The sequence below is a fragment of the Tepidibacillus sp. HK-1 genome (assembly GCF_001748485.2).
Lineage (GTDB): Bacteria > Bacillota > Bacilli > Tepidibacillales > Tepidibacillaceae > Tepidibacillus_B > Tepidibacillus_B infernus.
The window spans coordinates 59,085-77,298 of the sequence record NZ_BDGM02000003.1; the positions used below are offsets into that span (position 1 = coordinate 59,085).

Here is an 18,214-nt window from a genome sequence, read left to right on the forward strand (position 1 = left end):
TGGAATATACAAACCCGCTACTATCTTTGTAAAAGTTTGTTCATGCTTCCACTTCTAAATCCTTCTAAATCAGCTGTTACATAATCAAATCCAAAAGAATGTAACATCGAAGTAATCTCTTGATGCATCTCCACGATCTTACTTAGTTTATCTGGCTCAACCTCAATTCTCGCGATATCGCCATGTGTACGAACCCTCACTTGACGAAAACCTAGTCTCTTTAAATATTCTTCAGATTGTTCCACCCTTGTTAGCTTTTTCACCGTTATTTCTTCTCCATAAGCAATCCGAGAAGATAGACAGGCAGAAGAAGGCTTATCCCATGTTTCTAATTCAAGTTGCTTGGATAATTCTCTAATCTCCCCTTTAAATAATCCTGCTTCTTGAAGTGGGGCTCTGACCCCATGCTCTTTTGCTGCCTTCACTCCTGGCCGATAGTCATTCGTATCATCAGCAATTAAACCAAAAACGATGTGTTTAAACCCATGTTTTAATTGAATCGGTGCTAATTCTTCAAATAATCCTTTTTTGCAGAAATAACAACGATTTTTGGTATTTTCTTTATATCCAGGGATTGCCAACTCAGATGTTTCAATCACAATATGTTTTGCCCCTATTTTTTTAGCAGTTTGTTTTGCTAATACCAGCTCACTAGATGGGTAAGACTCTGAATCCGTAGTAACGGCTATTACTTTATCAGATCCTAAAACATCTATTGCAACTTTTAACAATAATGTAGAGTCAACTCCACCTGAAAAGGCGACAACCACGCTTTCAAGTTCACTTAAAATTTTTTGAAGCTTTATGTATTTATCTTGCAGCACCTTCATCCCTCCTAACCTCTCTCTGTACAACATTTTAACACAAAACTTTCCTTTCCATAAGAAAAGGTTTGTGTATTCCATACAAACCCCTAAATGACAAATGGAAGAAAGTTATACTTTCTTAATCTTTTAAAAAAATCTTCACCAAACATTTCATTGGTGAAGATTCATTATTGTAGTTGCAATGGTTGTTGATATGAGACTTCTGTAAAGTGTTCAAATAATTGACTAACCTTATCCTTGCTTTTAGGAAATTGAAAGGCTTTAAAAGTAGAATGTCCTTCCTCTTGTACAAGAGCTACAGAAGTAGGAAATTGAATATTCTCTTCATCAAATTCAATTTTAGAACCAGTAATAAAAGTCATGATTTCCATAAGAGTTTTTTTATCGGGAACATCAACAAAAACATAATGATCAGAGGGAAAAACCGTTTTAAATGTTGGAATTTGACTATAGGCACTAGGATAAACCCAGGTTACATCAATATATTGATGCTCCCCGTGCTCGTTACTTCGATGGGTTCGTAATAACACCATCCCTCTACTCTTAGGTCGAAGTAAAATCACTTCAGGGTTTTCTAATGGAATCGGTAACTGCTCCGTATCATCTGCAAAGACATAATTTCGATAAACAGGAAGATTTCTTTTAAAATTCATCAAACCGATACCTAAAGGATCATATACAACCAAGAAAAATGCACTAAATACAGCAAAACAAGCAGTGATACATTTATAAGTTATCCTTCTTGCTCTTTTTTTCCCTTTTTCCTCTTGTATAAAAGAGATGTCTTCCATCAATGAAACCATTTTTACCATATCTTGCAGATCTTCTCTACAATGATCACAATACTTTATATGTTCATTTAATTCCCTTTTTTCCCCTTCACTAATGGTTTGATCAACATAATCCTGAATTAAACGTTCATAGCGACCACAAGACATAGGCATAGGCATTACTCCCTTAATTTGAAAGTCTGCTTTTTAGCATTTTTCTTGCTCTAAACAGTTGTGTTTTTACCGTACCTTCGGGAATTTGCAGCGCTTCACTAATTTCACTATAACTATATCCTTCAAAATGGCGCAATATTAGTACATTGCGATAAATATCAGGGAGCTGTTCTATCTCATTTTTTACTTTTTCAAGAGCTAATTTTTGTTCTACTTGTTCCTCAACAGATGGTGTATATTGGCTTACTTGAGTTGGTGAGAGTACTTGATCTTCAATTGCCACCACTTTTAAACTTTTCTTTCTAACTTTATCTCTAAATCGGTTTGTCATCATCATTCTAAGCCAAGCTTTTAAAGACTTTTCGTAAACATACTTGTCCGATTTACGATGAGCCTGCCACATGGTCTCTTGCGTCAAATCTTCAGCATCTTCTTGATTACCGGTTAACCGATAAGCCAAATGGTATAAATAGCGGCTGTGTTCAAGGATCCGCTCTAGAAATTCATCTTTTTTCCCTGTTTTATGCTCAATTGTATATTGATTACTATTCATATTCCTCAACCCATTTCTACCCTTTAAATTTTTATATGGTAAATTTATGGTAAATGTATTGATATTTTTCTCTATATTTAGAGTAACGTAACATGTCCTAAAAAGTTTCAGGTATTTTTTCCCTGTTGACATTCTTTGCATAATCCATAAATCTCGAACTTATGCCCAGTGACTCTAAAGTCACCTGCTAAACCTTGTAATAAATCCATTGGACACTCAGGTAATACCGAGGTTTGCCCACATTTTGTGCAAACTAAATGATGGTGATGATCCTCGATACAAGTAACTCTGTATTTTGCTTCCCCTTCAAATTGGGTTTCTTCTAGTAGATCTAGATCTGAAAGAATGGATAGGTTTCGATATATGGTATCAAAACTAACGCCAGGGAATCGGTCTTGAACTTCATTTAAGATTTCCTTTGCTGATACATAACGGTTTTGTTTAAAAATCGTTTCAATGATTTCTTTTCGTTGTTCTGTTAGTTTATACCCTTGTTCCTTGAGAATTTGCATAATCTCATTAACCTTCAAAACCATCCCTCCATTCCACAAACCCTTTTTTAAAAAGGAAGAAAGTATAACACTCTCTATTTCAAATACAGTATAGGATTTTCTCTCCTTTTCGTCAAATCACGGCTATCGTTTCTTTGCTAATGCTCGCCTTGCTTCAGGTACTACGGTTTTATTGCGATTTCGTCTTCTACCCATTAATATTTCCTTCTATTCACGAACGATTATTTAATAATGAATAAAAAAACCTATCTTGTACTAAATTTTAAAAAATTGGTTTATAATGTTAAAATGGAGGGATCAAGAATGATTAAAATAAAAAACAAATTTAAATTAAAATTAAGTTTAATCATGTTCATTTCCATATTTTTATTTGTTAGTATCAACCCTGTTTTTGCAGATTCGATGGCAGGCAGTCAAATCATTACATTAGGAAAAGATTTAAGTAAAACCCAAAGAGATCAAATACTTCAGCAGTTTGAGGCCGCACAAGACGTACCAATTGTTGAAGTAACCAATCAAGAAGAACACCAATATCTAGGTGATACGCTTCCTGCAAAGGTGATTGGTTCCAAAGCGATCTCTTCGTCAATGATTACCTTTGGAGAATCAGGCTCGGGATTAACCATTGATAGCAACAATATCACATGGGTTACCAATGAGATGTATATAAGTGCATTAACAACCGCAGGTATCTCTGATGCAGAAATAAAGGTAACTGCACCCTTTCCTGTTTCTGGTACTGCTGCTTTAACTGGGATTATTAAAGCTTTTGAACAAGCCACAGGCAAAGAAATTAATGAAGATGTAAAAAAAGTAGCCAACGAAGAAATGGTTAGAACTGCTCAATTGGCCGATCAAATTGGCGACAAAGAAAAAGCAGTTGAATTTATGAAACGCATTAAGGAAGAGCTGGCTAAGCAATCAGCAAAATTATCTGATGCAGAATTAAGGGCTTTAATTGAGCAAGTTGCTCAGGATTTAAATATCCAATTAACCGGTGACGAATTAAATTCCTTAATCTCGTTACTTCGAAAGCTGCAAAATGCCAATATCGATTGGGATTTAGTGAGTCAACGATTAGACCAAATAAAGACAGGTTTTCAAAACTTTGTCCAAAACAATCCAGAAGCTAAATCCTTCTTCAGAGAATTATTAAATTTCATTAAGAATCTAATCGATAAAATTCTGTCCTGGTTAGGATAAAACCAATAAGAGAAGACAAGAAAAACTCCTTTAAAAAGGAGTTTTTTTAAATAGAAAAAAGATCGCTTTACTCGTGGAAATAATTACCATACCGTGATCCTTTGTCAGACAAAAATTCTGACTTACGCATGATATGCGGCTTCAATGTAATTTCTCCCTTAATGAATAGTCATTATTTAATGTCTACAATTTTAAAGGAAACTATGTAACACTTTCATATGACACGATCATAACTAATAAATAAACCATCTATACAATAAAATATTAACCAACACAAGGATGGGAATTCCATATTTAAATGATGGGTGTAAGGTTTTGTGGTGAAAAGTACGCATACCCGCAAAGATCCCTATAGCGCCTCCAAAAAAAGCCCAAACAAAGAATAGCTGTTCTGGTATTCGCCACTTACCCCTTCTTGCCTTATGCTTGTCATAACCAAAGACAAAATAGGAAAGAAGATTGAATATAATGATCAAAATCATCAGCCATTTTTGTTGCTGCAACTGATATGTTATTAACATCAAAACCATAAAAATTAAAGGAATTCCCCATATCCATAATCTGTTTTTCTTCATTTTCTTATCCTCTTTTCACTCTTCATTAAAGCTATTTCTTAGATAGTTTTCATACTGTGTGTATTGTATCATAAAATCTTTAGATGAAATCAGACATAACTTGTACTTTTTGGTACTTTGTTGGCCTTTTTTTATTTGTTTTATGTTATTATTATTTCGTATGGCGAAATTTTCTCAGAGGTGGCTTGCATGAAACATTTTCTAACCTTAAAAGACTTTTTTATCAAACACAAATGGCGTTATATCATTGGAATCGTTTGGTTAATAGCAGTCGACGTTCTTCAGCTTATTCTACCTAAAATTTTGGGAGCCTTTACAGATGATTTGAAAAATCAATCAATCACAACAAAAAGCATGATCCTTTATGGACTTTCTATCATTGCTGTTGCCTTTTTCATGTTCCTGTTCAGATATTTATGGAGAATGTATGTAATGGGTACAGCAAGGTTTTTGGAATATAAACTACGAAGCGATTTATTTGCCCATTTCCAAAAGTTATCTACCAATTATTATAATCACCATAAAGTGGGTGACCTTATGGCTCATGCGACCAATGATATTAATGCGGTACGTATGGCTGCCGGCCCAGGTATCGTCATGATTTTTGATACTTTGGTTTTATTAAGTGCAACGATCTTTATGATGGTTCAAACCATCTCCGTGAAATTAACCATCATCGCTCTACTTCCATTACCTTTTATGGCGTTGTTAACCAGCCATTTTGGAAAATTAATTCACCAACGTTTTCGTAAAGCACAAGAATCATTTTCTCATTTAACAGAAAATGTACAGGAAAATGTTTCTGGGATTCGAGTAATTAAAGCCTTTGTCCAAGAACAAGAAGAAATCAAAAAGTTCACACATGCCAACCAAGATTATGTAGATAAAAATATGGAGCTTGTTAGAATCCAAGCGATTTTTAACCCACTGGTTCAATTTATCTCAGGTTTAAGTTTTCTTATCGTTCTAGCCTATGGAGGCATCCTTGTCATCAACCGACAAATCACATTAGGTGATTTTGTTGCTTTTAACAGTTACCTGGGCTTATTAACATGGCCAATTATGGCAATTGGTTGGGTGATTAACATTCTCCAACGGGGATCTGCTTCTATGTCCCGTTTAAATGAAATTTTTGCCACAGAGCCAGAAATCGTTGATCATCCTCAACTGGTGGATCCAGATTTAACAACAATACAAGGCGAAATTGAGTTCAACCATCTTTCTTTTACCTACCCTGGTACGACTAAAGAAGTGCTTTCTGATATCAATATCCGAATTCCTCAAGGTAAAACCCTTGCTATTGTAGGGAAAACAGGAAGTGGCAAAACAACCCTTGTCAATCTATTAGTCAGGTTATATGACGTTAGTACAGGAATGATCAAAATCGACGGACGAGATATTAAGTCTTATCCTTTAGAAGTATTGCGACAACATATCGGTTATGTTCCCCAAGATAACTTCTTATTCTCGACGACGATCCGCGAAAATATTGGTTTTGGATTAGATCATTATACCCAAGAACAAGTAGAAAAGGCAGCTGATGATGCTCAAGTGTTAGATAATATCAAAGATTTTCCAGCCCAATTTGATACACTGCTTGGCGAAAGAGGAGTTACTCTTTCCGGTGGCCAAAAACAAAGGGTTTCGATTGCAAGAGCGCTAATTAAGAACCCTAGCATCTTAATCCTTGATGATAGTTTATCTGCAGTAGATACAAAAACAGAAGAAGCGATTTTAAAACGACTACATGAATTGATGAAAAATCGAACCAGTATTATTATTGCTCACCGGATCTCTACACTGAAAGAGGCGGATGAAATTATTGTTCTAGATGAAGGAAAAATCGTTGAAAGAGGAACCCATGGCCATTTAATGGAGCTTCAAGGCCACTACTATGATCTATACCAAAAACAGTTGCTAGAAGAGATGATTGCCAATCAGATTTAAGAAGGATGTGAGGAAATGTCAAACATTCATGAAGAAGAAGCAATTGGCAAAGCTTATGATTATCGATTGATGAAACGTTTGCTTCAATATGCCAAACCTTACCGGTTATTGATCATACTGACCATTACCTTGCTCATGATCATTACAGTTCTTGATCTAGCTGGCCCTTACTTAATCAAAATCGCGATAGATGATCATATCAATGCGATTAGTGATCCAATGGTTGCTTTTGAACCAGGCAAAGCAAATAAAGAAGGGGTGCTGTTTCAAGGGAAAGAATTCGTTCGGGAAAAAAATTTAACGGAAGAAAAAGTAGATCACTTACCACGTTATCAAATCATTGAAGAGAAAAATCAATATTACTTAGTTAAAGGGATTATAGCAAAAAACCAACCCTATCAATGGATAAAAGAAAATGGTCAACTAATCCTTACTCAAAATGGCAAAACGTATCCAACCAAAGCTTTAACAGATGAAGATCTACGGATTTTTAGGCAAAAAGATATTTCTTCCCTTTATAAAATTGGTGCTATTTTCTTTGGATTTTTAGTTCTAGGCTTTATTCTAAACTATATTCAAACCTATCTATTACAATATACAGGTCAAAAGATTATTTTTAATATGAGGCAGGAAATTTTCTCTCATATTCAAACATTACCCTTATCTTTTTTTGACAAGAATCCTGTAGGTCGTCTCGTAACTAGGGTCACTAACGATACTGAAACGTTAAACGATATGTATTCCAACGTATTAGTTAATTTGTTTAAAGATGTTTTTATTCTTATTGGTATTATTATTGTGATGCTGCAATTAAATGTTAAACTTGCATTGGTCAGTTTTATTGCTTTACCCCTTATCATTTTATCTTCCACTGTTTATAAAAAGTTAGCTAGAGATGCATTTCGTATCGTACGTACACGACTTGCTAGAATCAATGCAACCCTAAATGAGAACTTATCAGGTATGCGTGTGGTTCATATTTTTAAACGTGAGAAACAACAATTTGAACAATTTGATCAAATCAATACTTCTCATTACGAAGCCAATATGAAAGAATTGAAAACAGCTGCAATCTTCCGCCCATCAATGGATTTTATCTATTCCATTTCTCTAACCTTTTTACTCTGGGTTGGGGGTAAAAATGTAATTCAAGGAGCGGTAGAGTTCGGGGTGTTGTATGCTTTTATTGATTATATACGTCGTTTCTTCCAACCGATCAATGATTTAACGGAAAAATATACAATCATGCAATCAGCTATGGCCTCATCAGAACGAATTTTCCAGTTACTTGATCAAAAAGATTCCATCCCTAATCCAAGTACCCCAATACACCTAGATAAAATAAAGGGTGAAATCGAATTTGACCATGTATGGTTTGCCTATCAAAATGAGGATTGGGTTTTAAGGGATGTGAACTTTACGATTAAACCTGGGGAAATGGTCGCTTTTGTAGGTGCAACTGGAGCAGGAAAAAGCTCAATCATTAACCTTTTGGGTCGCTTTTATGATATCCAAAAAGGCACGATTAAAATTGATGGTGTAGATATTCGTCAAATGGATAAATTCGAATTAAGAAAGCAAATTGGAGTCGTGTTACAAGACGTCTTCTTATTTGCAGGCGATATTAACTCCAATATTCGCTTAAATAATCCAGATATAACAGACGAGGAAATCAAACAAGTGGCCAACTATGTGAATGCCCATCATTTTATTGAGAAATTACCGAACCAATATCATGAGGAAGTAAAAGAACGAGGGTCTACCCTTTCTCAAGGACAAAGACAATTATTGGCCTTTGCAAGAACTCTAGCCTTTGACCCATCCATTCTGATTTTAGATGAGGCAACAGCAAATATTGATACAGAAACAGAACTTTTAATCCAAGATGCATTAAACAAGTTAATTAAAGGACGTACAACGATTGTCGTTGCCCATCGTCTTTCAACAATCCAGCATGCGGATAAAATCATTGTGCTGCATAAAGGGAAAATCCGTGAGATGGGAACTCATCAAGAACTGCTCACACAAGGTGGACTCTATTATAATCTTTATCAGCTACAATACAAAGAGGACTTTGAACAACAAAAAAAAGAAACACAGATGAAGGCAACATCATAGATTTCTGATTGAAATAACTCAATAAATAAACTTAGCCACTAAGTGATATACTTGGTGGCCTTTTTTATACATACTTTCCATTGCTTATTAGGACCCGGCAAAAATAATTATTGAACATAACGCTCGATCTTTTTATGTATTTGTTTTTCCCAATATTCTTCTTTTGTTTCTTCTAGTAAATATTGCTCTAATAACTGTTGAACTTCTTCCTGTAGCATAGTTCCATTAGAAGAAAATTCTTGTTCTTGGTATACCATCATCATCAATTGAGTAAATTCGGAGACTTCATCAAATTTTACAGTCTTTTTCTTTTCTGAAGACTCTAATTTTTTTATGGTTTCTATTAGTTTGCTTTTTACTTGATCCATCACTTGATTTAGGGAACAGACTGGGCAAGTATAGGTTGGTACGTGTTTAATCTCTACATTCTTGTTAAAATAAAGTGTTCTGATAGTGATCTCCATCTCCGCCCCACATTCACATCTTTTTGTCATATGTAAAAATTCCCCTTCCATTATGTTCACATTCATACATTTTGATTTTATAAAAAAGAAAGGGTTTTGTACCTAGTAACTTGTTGGAAACGAGACAAATATATAGATACAAGCCCATTTTTTTAGTTTTAATAACCAATTCTTTTGCTAGGCCATAGACTATATGGAAAATGAAATGCCTAGGAGGATGTAACCGATGGAAAGAATAATGTATCCATATCCACAAATGGATTGGATGTCCTTGCGTTTTAAAGATTTTCCACAGTTTTTAAAAAATCTTAAAAAGGCGATTGCTGATGAGAGAGCGGCTATTCAATTTTATAAACAACTATTAACCATGGCACCAACCGAAATAGCGAAATACAGTGTCAAAACGGCATTAGATGATGAAAAAATACACAATAAACAATTAACACAATTATATATTCGCTTAACTGGCCAAAAACCAGAAATTCAGATAGAAAAGGTAGAATTCCAACACTTTTATGATGGACTTCAAAAGGCTTTTGTTGATGAAGTGGAAGCTGCTAAATTCTACAAGGAAATGTATCTTTCCGTGTTTTGCCAAACCATTCGCGATCTCCTTTATTCCATTCAACATGATGAAATAGAGCATGCAACTTTGTTCAGTTGGGTACATGGTGAGATAAAATAATACTACATTAAAAATGACATACCCTTAAACATATGGAATCCCTTGATTATCACATTACGTGATTTCAAGGGATTGTTTTAGTTAAACTTCCATTGTAGATAAATCGCCTGGTGGTAATCCTAATTCCCATGCTTTTAATACTCGGCGCATAATTTTTCCTGACCTTGTTTTGGGGAGTGTATCAATAAACTCAATTTGTCTTGGTGCGGCATGTGCAGCCAGATTTTCTTTTACAAATTGACGAATTTCTTCTTTTAGTTTTTCTGTGGGAACGACTCCATTTTTAACAGTAATAAATGCTTTAACTACTTCCCCTCTAAGCTCATCAGGAATCCCGATGACTCCTGCTTCAGCAACAGCCCAGTGCTCGATCAGCTTACTTTCTACTTCAAATGGGCCTACTCGTTCACCTGAGGTGTTGATCACATCGTCCTTTCTTCCTTGAAACCAAAAATAGCCATCCTTATCTCGATAAGCTTTATCACCTGAGATGAACCAATCGTTAATAAAATACTCTTGATATCTTTCTGGATTGTTCCAGATCGTTCTTAACATCGCAGGCCATGGTTTTTTTATCGCTAAATTCCCCATTTCATAGGGTGGTAATTCTTTTCCTTTGTCATCCACAATTGCTAAACGTATGCCAGGTATTGGTTTTCCCATTGATCCTGGTCGAATAGGGATTGTCTTGTAATTGGCACAAATCGATGCTCCTGTTTCTGTCATCCACCAATTATCATAGATTGGTTGCTGAAACACTTCTTCACCCCAACGAATCACTTCGGCATTTAAGGGCTCCCCTGCTGATAAAATATGCCTTAATGTAGAAAGATCATACCTTCTTGGAATCTCATTTCCTTCCCGCATTAACATCCGAAATGCCGTAGGTGCACTAAACCAAACCGTAACCTGATATTTTTCAATCGTTTTATACCAATCATCTACACTAAATCTCCCACCTCGGACAACAATTGGAACACCATTTAACCATGGAGAAAATATTCCTGCAGATGTTCCCGTTACCCAGCCGGGATCTGCAGTACACCAATAGATATCAGTCTCTTTTAAATCATATACCCATTTTCCTGCCATATATTGGTGTAACATCGCATCATGTACCTGCAAAACCCCTTTTGGTTTTCCCGTTGACCCAGAAGTATAATGAATCAGCATTGGTGTTTCTCGGCTAACCCATTCAATCGTATATTCCTGAGAATGATTCATTAGATCTTGATATAATACTTGATTTGGTGATTCTACCTCTTCACTACCGACTAAAATCACATATTTAAGTTCATGTAATTCATGAATTGGTATCCTAGAAAGAAGCTGGTGTGTCGTCACAATTGCTACAGCACCACTATCTAATAATCGATCTTTGACCGCCTCCTCCATGAATGCTTCAAATAAGGGACCAGCAATCGCCCCAATTCGAATAATTCCAAGTAAAGAAATCATCAATTCAGGACTGCGTGGCATGAAAAGAAATACACGATCTCCTTGTTGTATGCCATAATTTTTTAATCCATTTGCAAATTGAGATGAAAGTTGTTTTAAATCTGCAAAAGTATACGTTTCTTCCCTTTGCCCATCCCAATATAAGATAGCAGGATGATCTCCTTTTCCTTCCTCCACATGGCGATCAATCGCTTCATACACAATATTCACTTTGTCTGTTTTTGCCCAAGTAAAGTGTTTTTCTGCATCTGTCCACTGAAAACGATGATATGTTTCTTCATAATTACCTATATTCGCATTTTTCATATCGATGTCCTCCTTTGATACGTTATTGTTATAAAGTCATTATAATTGTTATATAACAGACTTTCAATAGTTTTTTCTAAAAATTCTAAAAATTCATTAAATAATAGTAGACATAAAAAAACTGGGCTTTTCCTGCCCAGCTTATCCCATTACTTGTTAATTCATATCCCTTAAAATCGTCTCTACATCATCATAAACGATTGCACCTAGCACTTTTTGTTGAATTACACCATTTGTGTCAATAAAATAACTGGTTGGATACCCTTGAATTCGATAAAGTTCTGTAACTTCACCCTCTACGTCATAGACAACGGGAAAGGAAATTCCGGCTTCTTTCATATATAGTATTGCATTATCAATGCTCTTTTCTTCAGTCGTTACGTTAACCCCCAAAACAACTACATTTTGATCTTTATTTTTTTCATAAATACGGATCAGATCAGGCATTTCCTTTTTACAAGGCGGGCACCAAGAAGCCCAAAAATTTAACAATACTTTTTTCCCAGCAAATTGCGACAAGGAGATTTCTCGTCCTTGTTCATCAGTCAATGTAAAATCAGGTGCTTTATTCCACCGATTGATTCCAACCGTTTGTTCTGGAGATTCTTCGTCTAGGTGGATTACCGGTGTATCCATTTTTTCAGAACCCGCAAGTTCGTTCGATGTTGTACTTTCTTTTTGGCTTGTAAAAGTGGGTGGATTAAGAGTCACAGTAAGTAACAAACTTACCCCTAATAGTAATCCCACGATTAACCATAACTTCTGAACTTTCATTTTCGTACCTCCATTTGCTGATCTGACCATTTAATATCTCATGATTAACTATTCAGTTGCTTTTCATGATATTCCTTTTTAATTAAAAGCATGTTTAATTATTTTTCATCTTTTGGTGACACTTTATTCCTTGTCTAGTATGATTATAATTAAGGAAGTGAAAACAATGGGGTTATCATATCAATCATTAGCAAATGCGATGTTACATGAAAAAAAATATCTATTGCGATATCACAAGCATCATGATTTTTTGTTTCCATTTGTTTTGACAACTATTATTGAAGTTGAAGATGTATTTAATCGTCTTCCTCCCCTCCAAGTAACCAAGGAAGAGCTATTTAAATACGAAGAAGATTTTCATTCATTTATTCGAAAAATCGCTGGTTTTTCCTGTTCAATTGCACTTGATACGATTAAAGAAGGTTTTGCAAACAATGATTTTTATACACAGTATACAAAAGAAGAAAGAGAGAAATTAGCTCATTATATTTTCCAAGAGCAAAAAAATAACTTTCAAGAAATTTTAAATTTAGCCATAGATGAATGCACAAAAGAATTTTCAAGCACCTTTCATCTTTATTTTCAAGGCTATTTAAAGCCATCGATCTTTCGTTTGTTGATCGATCTATTTCAACATACATTTGTAATAACCATCATCTCCGAACCAAAGCCGTTTAAACAGGAACCAATATATACCAAGTGAATTCCTTGAAATCTAGAACATACTAAGAATAATGACTTTTTGAGTCAGATAATTCTAATTGTAATAGGGAGGATCTAACATGACTAAGAAGGATAAAAAGCAGCAACAACAAATGGGTCCTAGCGTTACCTCTAAAGTAACCTCAGAACAACAACACTGGCATACAGCAACAAGTGACGATGAAGAAGCTTATGTAAATGAAATGGAATCACTAACAAAAGATTAAAAAAACACCCAAAAAAGTGACGACCTCCTTCGAAGCGTATTTTGATTACTTTTGTGGGGTTCCGTTAAAATTTAAAGAAAGGAATTCCTTTTTTTGGAATTCCTTTCTTTGTCTTTTGCGATTCCTTTTTAAGAAAAAAGAAATACAATAGGAAATAAGAATAAACCAACAATGACTAGACTTAGTGAATTCAACATATATTTAATCGCACTTAGTCGATCACACGAAAGATGAAAAGGACAATCATCACCATTTGTAAAATAACCTTTGCAATGCTTCCGCCTAATAAACCGATTAAAGAAGCGGTACCGATTTGAATTGCTTTTTTAAATTGAACCCCTCTCATCATTTCAACTGTGATCACTAGAACAAATGGACCAATGATCACCCCTAAAGGTCCAATCAACAAAGGGCCGATAATCATTCCTAAAACTGCTGCCCAGGCCCCTTGTCTCGAACCCCCACGTTTCTTGACCCAAGAGCCACTTGCTACAAAGTCCACAATAAAAATTAAAGCAGAGAATAGAAGCATCGTGAGCCAAAATTGCCAACCTACCAAAGGGGAAATAGCGAAATGGTAGATGGCAAAACCTAACCAAATAAACGGAACGCCCGGGATCACTGGCATAACAATCCCAATAAAACTAATTAGAAAAGACAGGATAATTAATATCCACCAAATTAACATCAAAACGATTCCCCCTTATTCCATGTTAAACCCTTTACCTTGTATAAATCTACGTAAATGATTTCTTAAAGGTTTCGAAAATAATCTTGCCATCATCTTCGACCAATTATCATTTCTTTTTCCATCTGTTCTTTTTACATAGTATTCTTCTATTTTTTGATCATACTGTTTAATCACATTCAGCTGATTTTTATTGTAGCTATTTTGATGAAGAATCACAGATAGGGGTAAACGTTCCTTTTGTTCTGGTACGGGTTCTTTAGGATAGCCAAGGCACATACCAAATAACGGAACCACCAGTTCAGGAAGCTCAAGAATTGCACTCACTTCCTGAGGTTGATTACGAATTGCACCAATGTAAACACCACCAAGACCAAAGGATTCAGCTGCAAGCATCACATTTTGGGCAAACAAAGCTGTATCGATCGTCGTTAGCAAAAGGCTCTCCAATGTTGAGAAATCTGGCTCAATCTTTTCCTTTTTTACAACTAGTTGTAAGCGAAAAAGATCTGCACAAAATACGAGAAATACTGGAGCCTGTTCAACATAGGTTTGATCCCCACTAAAGTGAGCCAATTGCTTCCTTTTTTCTTGATCTGTGACTTGAACCACACTATAAGCTTGGATAAAGTTGGAGGTAGAAGCCAGCTGTGCAGCAGAAAGAATCGCTTCAACTTTTTTCTGTTCTACTTCTTGATCCGAATAGTTACGAATACTTCGATGGTTTTTCATGATTTCGATCACTTGATTCATTGTACCGCTCCTTACTGTTAATAATCTTACCTCATTTTAACTATTTAAATAGTAAAATTCAATTACGATTGACAATTTAAAAAATTCATGTTATTATAGTCCCACCATTATTACATATGTGTTCGTAAGATTTGAATAATGAACGGATTTACAATTTGATGTATTACGTATTATTCGTCTTACATCTTTTGTGTAAATTCGTTTTTTTATTTCTTATCATCCATATTGAATAATGGCAAAAGGTAAGCGTTGTAACGCGAATTTAGGAGGTATTTTTTATGCAAGAAGGAACAGTTAAATGGTTTAATTCTGAGAAAGGCTATGGATTTATTCAAGTTGAAGGTGGAAACGATGTATTCGTACACTTCTCCGCAATCCAAGGCGAAGGATTCAAAACATTAAATGAAGGCCAAAGAGTTAGATTTGAAATCGTTGAAGGTGCACGCGGTCCACAAGCTGCTAATGTAGAAAAATTATAAGCGAGATCTTCTCGTTCATATATTCGTTTCTAAACGAACTTAGTCCCTAGTAAACTAGGGGCTTTTTTTTATCGTTAAAAATACACAGACAAAAGTATTTTTTATATTTATTTTTACTATTTTTAACGTTATAATAGTAATAAATAAACTGTAGTATTATATTTTCCACAACTGTTTTATAGGCTTGTTTTGCTAATATACTATAGTTTTAAATTATTTTAACACCTGTTTATTCAGGAATTGTTAAAACTGTTATATTTGAAATGGGAAGGAGTATTATTATGCGAAATGAAGTTGTTTGGAAAGTTGGCGGCCAACAAGGTGAAGGTATTGACAGTACTGGTGAAATCTTTGCCTTAGCATTGGCACGAAAAGGTTATTTTATTTCATCCAATAAGCATTTTGCTTCTCGTATTAAAGGTGGTTATACCCACTATCAGATTCGTGTTACCACTGAACCAGCTTATTATCATGGTGATTATACTGATGTATTATTGGCACTTGACCAAGAAACAATCGACAATAACCTCGAAGTGATGAGTGAAGGGTCAATTATTCTTCGTGATGGAAAAGAAGAAACTGTCGAGAAAAATAACCATATTACCACCTTTATATTACCGCTTACACAAATGGCTGAAGAAATTGGCGGGAAAATCGTTCGTAACATGGTTTCACTTGGTGCATCCGCCGCATTGTTTGGTTTAGACGAGGATCTTTTTGATTCATTAATTGAAGACAAATTTAGTAAAAAAGGTGAAGAGATCATCAGCATGAACAAAAACGCGGTTCGTGCAGGCCACAAAAAAGCAAAAGAATTCATTAAAGCTGGCAAATTATCTGTGATTCAATTAGAAAAACCTGAGCAACAAATAAGTCGTAGCTTAATGATCGGTAATGCTGCAGTTGGATTTGGTGCTTTAGCAGGTGGATGTCGTTTCCTATCTGCTTATCCTATTACTCCAGCTTCTGAAGTAATGGAATGGTTAAAGAAAGAATTACCACGAGTGGGTGGGACTGTTGTACAAGCAGAGGATGAAATTGCAGGAATTACCATGGCGATTGGTGCTGCATATTCTGGTGTACGAGCAATGACCTCTACTTCTGGACCAGGTTTTTCCCTAAAAACAGAGGCACTAGGTTTAGCAGGTATCTCCGAAACCCCACTAGTGATTATGAATACTCAACGCGGGGGTCCTGGAACTGGTCTACCAACCAAATATGAACAAGCTGACTTAAATACGATGATCAATGCAGGACATGGAGAGATTCCTCGTATTGTATTAGCGCCTTCTACTGTTGAAGAAGCTTTTTATATGACAGCACAAGCCTTTAACTATGCGGAAGAGTATCAATGCCCTGTCATCTTAGCGATGGACTTATATTTATCCCTATTTAATCAAACAGTGAATAAGTTAGATTTCTCCAAAATTCAAATCAACCGTGGTAAGTTGCTTTCAGATGAAGAAGTCGCTCAAAATGAAGATCGTTATTTCTTGCGTTATGAAGTAACAGAAGATGGGATTTCAAACCGATCTATTCCTGGTCAAAAAGGTGGTGTTCATACAGCAAACTCCAATGAACATAACCAAACCGGCCATATTGATGAGGATACAACAAACCGTGTCAACATGATGAAAAAACGTTTAGGTAAACTCGCAACTCTTACTGATCAAGGGTTTAGTGTAGATGGCACAAAAGATTCAGATCTATTGATCATTGGGTTTGGCTCAACATTTGGTGTTCTTCAAGAAGCAAAAAAATCTTTAGAAAAACAAGGGTTAAAAGTAACCCACACCCATATCAAACGCCTTACACCATTTGATACATCTTTAACAGACTATATTTTAGCTGCAAAGAAAGTGGTTGTGATTGAAAATAACTATACTGGACAGCTAAAACGTCTAATTCAAATGGAATGTAATACAGGTAAAGAATTAGGAAGCATTGTAAAATACGATGGTAATCCATTTACATTAAAAGAAGTTGTTGACCAAATCAATGCAATAATGGCTAAGGAGGTAATATAATATGGCTACTATGAAAGATTTTCGTGGAGATCAACCAACATGGTGTCCTGGTTGCGGCCATTTCAGTGTGATGGCAGGCGTTCAAAAAGCTGCTGTCGACTTAGGCATGGAACCACATGATATTGCAATCATTAGTGGTATTGGTTGCTCTGGTAAAATTTCAGAATATACCCGTGCATACGGATTCCATACCCTACACGGTCGTTCCTTACCCATTGCTCAAGGTGCTGCCATTGGAAATAAAGATGTAAAAGTGATCGCAGCAGGTGGAGATGGTGATGGTTACGGAATTGGTGTTGGCCATTTCGTTCATGCTGTACGCCGTAATGTGAACATGACATATATCGTCATGGATAACAATATTTATGGTTTAACAAAAGGTCAAACAAGTCCAACTTCTGCCCAAGGCTTTAAAACAAAATCTTCTCCAAAGGGAAGTGTTGAAAGCCCTGTTCATCCATTAGAAACAGCATTAGTGAATGGTGTTACCTTCTTGGCTCAAGGCTTCTCTGGGGATATTAAAGGCCTAAATGAAATCATGAAGGCAGCTTTACAACATAAAGGCTTTGCATTAGTTAACGTATATAGTCCATGTGTAACCTTTAATAAAGTGAACACTTATGATTATTACAAAGAAAACTTGGTGGATGTTTCTTCATTTGAAAACTATGATCCAACTGACCGTGTGCAAGCCATTCAAAAAGTTCGTGAAACAAACGGCTTAGTAACAGGAATCCTCTTTAAAGAAGATCGTCCAACATTCCAAGAATTAACACCAGATTTCCCAGAAATCGCAATAACAAAACAAGATCTAAGTCTTGACGTTTCCATATTAGAAGAAATTGAAAAACAATTTGCGTAAAAAATATATATAATTAGAAGAGTGTTATTACTTTCTTTTTCGTTTAAGGGCTAGAAAAAATCCTAGCCCTTTATTTTTATGTTATTCATATTTCCTTTTTTCTAGCATAC

General features: G+C 35.4%; 19 protein-coding genes. 9 read left to right on the forward strand and 10 right to left on the reverse strand.

From position 1 onward, the window contains the following. Nucleotides 1–20: 20 nt before the first annotated feature. The 4 genes from larE to BEN26_RS02070 all read right to left on the reverse strand — a co-directional run bounded on the left by larE (nucleotide 21) and on the right by BEN26_RS02070 (nucleotide 2,860). Nucleotides 21–824 (reverse strand): ATP-dependent sacrificial sulfur transferase LarE, encoded by an 804-nt coding sequence (gene larE / locus BEN26_RS02055; protein WP_069799249.1) that lies wholly within the window; start codon nucleotides 822–824, stop codon nucleotides 21–23. Nucleotides 825–994: 170 nt separating this feature from the next. Continuing rightward, nucleotides 995–1,771 carry an anti-sigma factor family protein gene (locus BEN26_RS02060; protein ID WP_069799250.1) on the reverse strand — a complete coding sequence of 259 codons (777 nt, stop codon included), beginning with the start codon at nucleotides 1,769–1,771 and terminating at the stop codon, nucleotides 995–997. Between the two features lie 13 nt (nucleotides 1,772–1,784). Next, nucleotides 1,785–2,324 (reverse strand): RNA polymerase sigma factor, encoded by a 540-nt coding sequence (locus BEN26_RS02065; RefSeq protein ID WP_161937311.1) that lies wholly within the window; start codon nucleotides 2,322–2,324, stop codon nucleotides 1,785–1,787. A 107-nt stretch (nucleotides 2,325–2,431) separates the two neighbouring features. Then, nucleotides 2,432–2,860: a Fur family transcriptional regulator gene (locus tag BEN26_RS02070; protein WP_308789510.1), complete on the reverse strand. Its 429-nt coding sequence runs from the start codon at nucleotides 2,858–2,860 to the stop codon at nucleotides 2,432–2,434. 279 nt (nucleotides 2,861–3,139) lie between these two features. Here BEN26_RS02070 and BEN26_RS02075 point away from each other — a divergent pair, with 279 nt between their 5' ends. Next, nucleotides 3,140–4,039, forward strand: coding sequence for a DUF1002 domain-containing protein (locus BEN26_RS02075; protein WP_068725211.1), 900 nt, complete (start codon nucleotides 3,140–3,142; stop codon nucleotides 4,037–4,039). A 233-nt stretch (nucleotides 4,040–4,272) separates the two neighbouring features. Here BEN26_RS02075 and BEN26_RS02080 read toward each other — a convergent pair whose 3' ends face one another. Continuing rightward, on the reverse strand, nucleotides 4,273–4,614 hold the full coding sequence (locus BEN26_RS02080; protein WP_255421837.1) for a DUF1294 domain-containing protein: 342 nt from the start codon (nucleotides 4,612–4,614) through the stop codon (nucleotides 4,273–4,275). Nucleotides 4,615–4,803: 189 nt separating this feature from the next. Here BEN26_RS02080 and BEN26_RS02085 point away from each other — a divergent pair, with 189 nt between their 5' ends. Next, a complete protein-coding gene (locus tag BEN26_RS02085) occupies nucleotides 4,804–6,561 on the forward strand; it encodes an ABC transporter ATP-binding protein (RefSeq protein ID WP_069799254.1) in 1,758 nt (585 codons plus the stop codon). 15 nt (nucleotides 6,562–6,576) lie between these two features. After that, nucleotides 6,577–8,679, forward strand: a complete 2,103-nt coding sequence (locus BEN26_RS02090) for an ABC transporter ATP-binding protein (protein WP_069799256.1) — start codon at nucleotides 6,577–6,579, stop codon at nucleotides 8,677–8,679. A 107-nt stretch (nucleotides 8,680–8,786) separates the two neighbouring features. Here BEN26_RS02090 and BEN26_RS02095 read toward each other — a convergent pair whose 3' ends face one another. Further along, complete coding sequence (locus BEN26_RS02095; protein WP_069799258.1) at nucleotides 8,787–9,173, reverse strand: hypothetical protein; 387 nt, start codon at nucleotides 9,171–9,173, stop codon at nucleotides 8,787–8,789. A 196-nt stretch (nucleotides 9,174–9,369) separates the two neighbouring features. On the opposite strand from BEN26_RS02095, the gene BEN26_RS02100 reads away from it, so the two are divergent. After that, a complete protein-coding gene (locus BEN26_RS02100) occupies nucleotides 9,370–9,828 on the forward strand; it encodes a ferritin family protein (protein WP_069799259.1) in 459 nt (152 codons plus the stop codon). Nucleotides 9,829–9,909: 81 nt separating this feature from the next. Here the strand turns inward: BEN26_RS02100 and acsA are convergent, their stop codons facing one another. Together acsA and BEN26_RS02110 are read right to left on the reverse strand one after the other, a co-directional pair. Continuing rightward, complete coding sequence (gene acsA / locus BEN26_RS02105; protein ID WP_069799261.1) at nucleotides 9,910–11,592, reverse strand: acetate--CoA ligase; 1,683 nt, start codon at nucleotides 11,590–11,592, stop codon at nucleotides 9,910–9,912. A 156-nt stretch (nucleotides 11,593–11,748) separates the two neighbouring features. Continuing rightward, nucleotides 11,749–12,366 (reverse strand): peroxiredoxin family protein, encoded by a 618-nt coding sequence (locus BEN26_RS02110; RefSeq protein WP_069799263.1) that lies wholly within the window; start codon nucleotides 12,364–12,366, stop codon nucleotides 11,749–11,751. A gap of 166 nt (nucleotides 12,367–12,532) precedes the next feature. Here BEN26_RS02110 and BEN26_RS02115 point away from each other — a divergent pair, with 166 nt between their 5' ends. Continuing rightward, nucleotides 12,533–13,069 carry a hypothetical protein gene (locus BEN26_RS02115; RefSeq protein WP_069799265.1) on the forward strand — a complete coding sequence of 179 codons (537 nt, stop codon included), beginning with the start codon at nucleotides 12,533–12,535 and terminating at the stop codon, nucleotides 13,067–13,069. A gap of 79 nt (nucleotides 13,070–13,148) precedes the next feature. After that, nucleotides 13,149–13,295, forward strand: coding sequence for a hypothetical protein (locus BEN26_RS02120; protein ID WP_161937312.1), 147 nt, complete (start codon nucleotides 13,149–13,151; stop codon nucleotides 13,293–13,295). 211 nt (nucleotides 13,296–13,506) lie between these two features. Here the strand turns inward: BEN26_RS02120 and BEN26_RS02125 are convergent, their stop codons facing one another. Both BEN26_RS02125 and nfsA read right to left on the reverse strand, forming a co-directional pair. Continuing rightward, complete coding sequence (locus BEN26_RS02125) at nucleotides 13,507–13,983, reverse strand: DUF456 domain-containing protein (RefSeq protein WP_084818804.1); 477 nt, start codon at nucleotides 13,981–13,983, stop codon at nucleotides 13,507–13,509. A gap of 15 nt (nucleotides 13,984–13,998) precedes the next feature. Further along, the gene (gene nfsA, locus BEN26_RS02130; protein ID WP_069799270.1) at nucleotides 13,999–14,736 is read right to left on the reverse strand and encodes an oxygen-insensitive NADPH nitroreductase; all 738 of its coding nucleotides are present in this window, start codon (nucleotides 14,734–14,736) and stop codon (nucleotides 13,999–14,001) included. A 278-nt stretch (nucleotides 14,737–15,014) separates the two neighbouring features. Between nfsA and BEN26_RS02135 the strand changes: the two genes are divergently transcribed. The 3 genes from BEN26_RS02135 (at nucleotide 15,015) to BEN26_RS02145 (ending at nucleotide 18,104) form a co-directional block, all read left to right on the forward strand. Then, nucleotides 15,015–15,215, forward strand: a complete 201-nt coding sequence (locus BEN26_RS02135) for a cold-shock protein (protein WP_068725245.1) — start codon at nucleotides 15,015–15,017, stop codon at nucleotides 15,213–15,215. Nucleotides 15,216–15,496: 281 nt separating this feature from the next. Continuing rightward, nucleotides 15,497–17,242, forward strand: coding sequence for a 2-oxoacid:acceptor oxidoreductase subunit alpha (locus BEN26_RS02140; protein WP_069799272.1), 1,746 nt, complete (start codon nucleotides 15,497–15,499; stop codon nucleotides 17,240–17,242). A gap of 1 nt (nucleotide 17,243) precedes the next feature. After that, on the forward strand, nucleotides 17,244–18,104 hold the full coding sequence (locus BEN26_RS02145; protein WP_069799273.1) for a 2-oxoacid:ferredoxin oxidoreductase subunit beta: 861 nt from the start codon (nucleotides 17,244–17,246) through the stop codon (nucleotides 18,102–18,104). Nucleotides 18,105–18,214: the final 110 nt, after the last annotated feature.

Bases quoted from the DNA above. Each gene is read 5' to 3' on its own strand.
- BEN26_RS02060 (WP_069799250.1), bottom strand. From the start codon at position 1,771: ATGCCTATGTCTTGTGGTCGCTATGAACGTTTAATTCAGGATTATGTT.
- BEN26_RS02065 (WP_161937311.1), bottom strand. From the start codon at position 2,324: ATGAATAGTAATCAATATACAATTGAGCATAAAACAGGGAAAAAAGAT.
- BEN26_RS02070 (WP_308789510.1), bottom strand. From the start codon at position 2,860: ATGGTTTTGAAGGTTAATGAGATTATGCAAATTCTCAAGGAACAAGGG.
- BEN26_RS02075 (WP_068725211.1), top strand. From the start codon at position 3,140: ATGATTAAAATAAAAAACAAATTTAAATTAAAATTAAGTTTAATCATG.
- BEN26_RS02080 (WP_255421837.1), bottom strand. From the start codon at position 4,614: ATGAAGAAAAACAGATTATGGATATGGGGAATTCCTTTAATTTTTATG.
- BEN26_RS02085 (WP_069799254.1), top strand. From the start codon at position 4,804: ATGAAACATTTTCTAACCTTAAAAGACTTTTTTATCAAACACAAATGG.
- BEN26_RS02090 (WP_069799256.1), top strand. From the start codon at position 6,577: ATGTCAAACATTCATGAAGAAGAAGCAATTGGCAAAGCTTATGATTAT.
- BEN26_RS02095 (WP_069799258.1), bottom strand. From the start codon at position 9,173: ATGACAAAAAGATGTGAATGTGGGGCGGAGATGGAGATCACTATCAGA.
- BEN26_RS02100 (WP_069799259.1), top strand. From the start codon at position 9,370: ATGGAAAGAATAATGTATCCATATCCACAAATGGATTGGATGTCCTTG.
- acsA (WP_069799261.1), bottom strand. From the start codon at position 11,592: ATGAAAAATGCGAATATAGGTAATTATGAAGAAACATATCATCGTTTT.
- BEN26_RS02110 (WP_069799263.1), bottom strand. From the start codon at position 12,366: ATGAAAGTTCAGAAGTTATGGTTAATCGTGGGATTACTATTAGGGGTA.
- BEN26_RS02115 (WP_069799265.1), top strand. From the start codon at position 12,533: ATGGGGTTATCATATCAATCATTAGCAAATGCGATGTTACATGAAAAA.
- BEN26_RS02120 (WP_161937312.1), top strand. From the start codon at position 13,149: ATGACTAAGAAGGATAAAAAGCAGCAACAACAAATGGGTCCTAGCGTT.
- BEN26_RS02125 (WP_084818804.1), bottom strand. From the start codon at position 13,983: ATGTTAATTTGGTGGATATTAATTATCCTGTCTTTTCTAATTAGTTTT.
- nfsA (WP_069799270.1), bottom strand. From the start codon at position 14,736: ATGAATCAAGTGATCGAAATCATGAAAAACCATCGAAGTATTCGTAAC.
- BEN26_RS02135 (WP_068725245.1), top strand. From the start codon at position 15,015: ATGCAAGAAGGAACAGTTAAATGGTTTAATTCTGAGAAAGGCTATGGA.
- BEN26_RS02140 (WP_069799272.1), top strand. From the start codon at position 15,497: ATGCGAAATGAAGTTGTTTGGAAAGTTGGCGGCCAACAAGGTGAAGGT.
- BEN26_RS02145 (WP_069799273.1), top strand. From the start codon at position 17,244: ATGGCTACTATGAAAGATTTTCGTGGAGATCAACCAACATGGTGTCCT.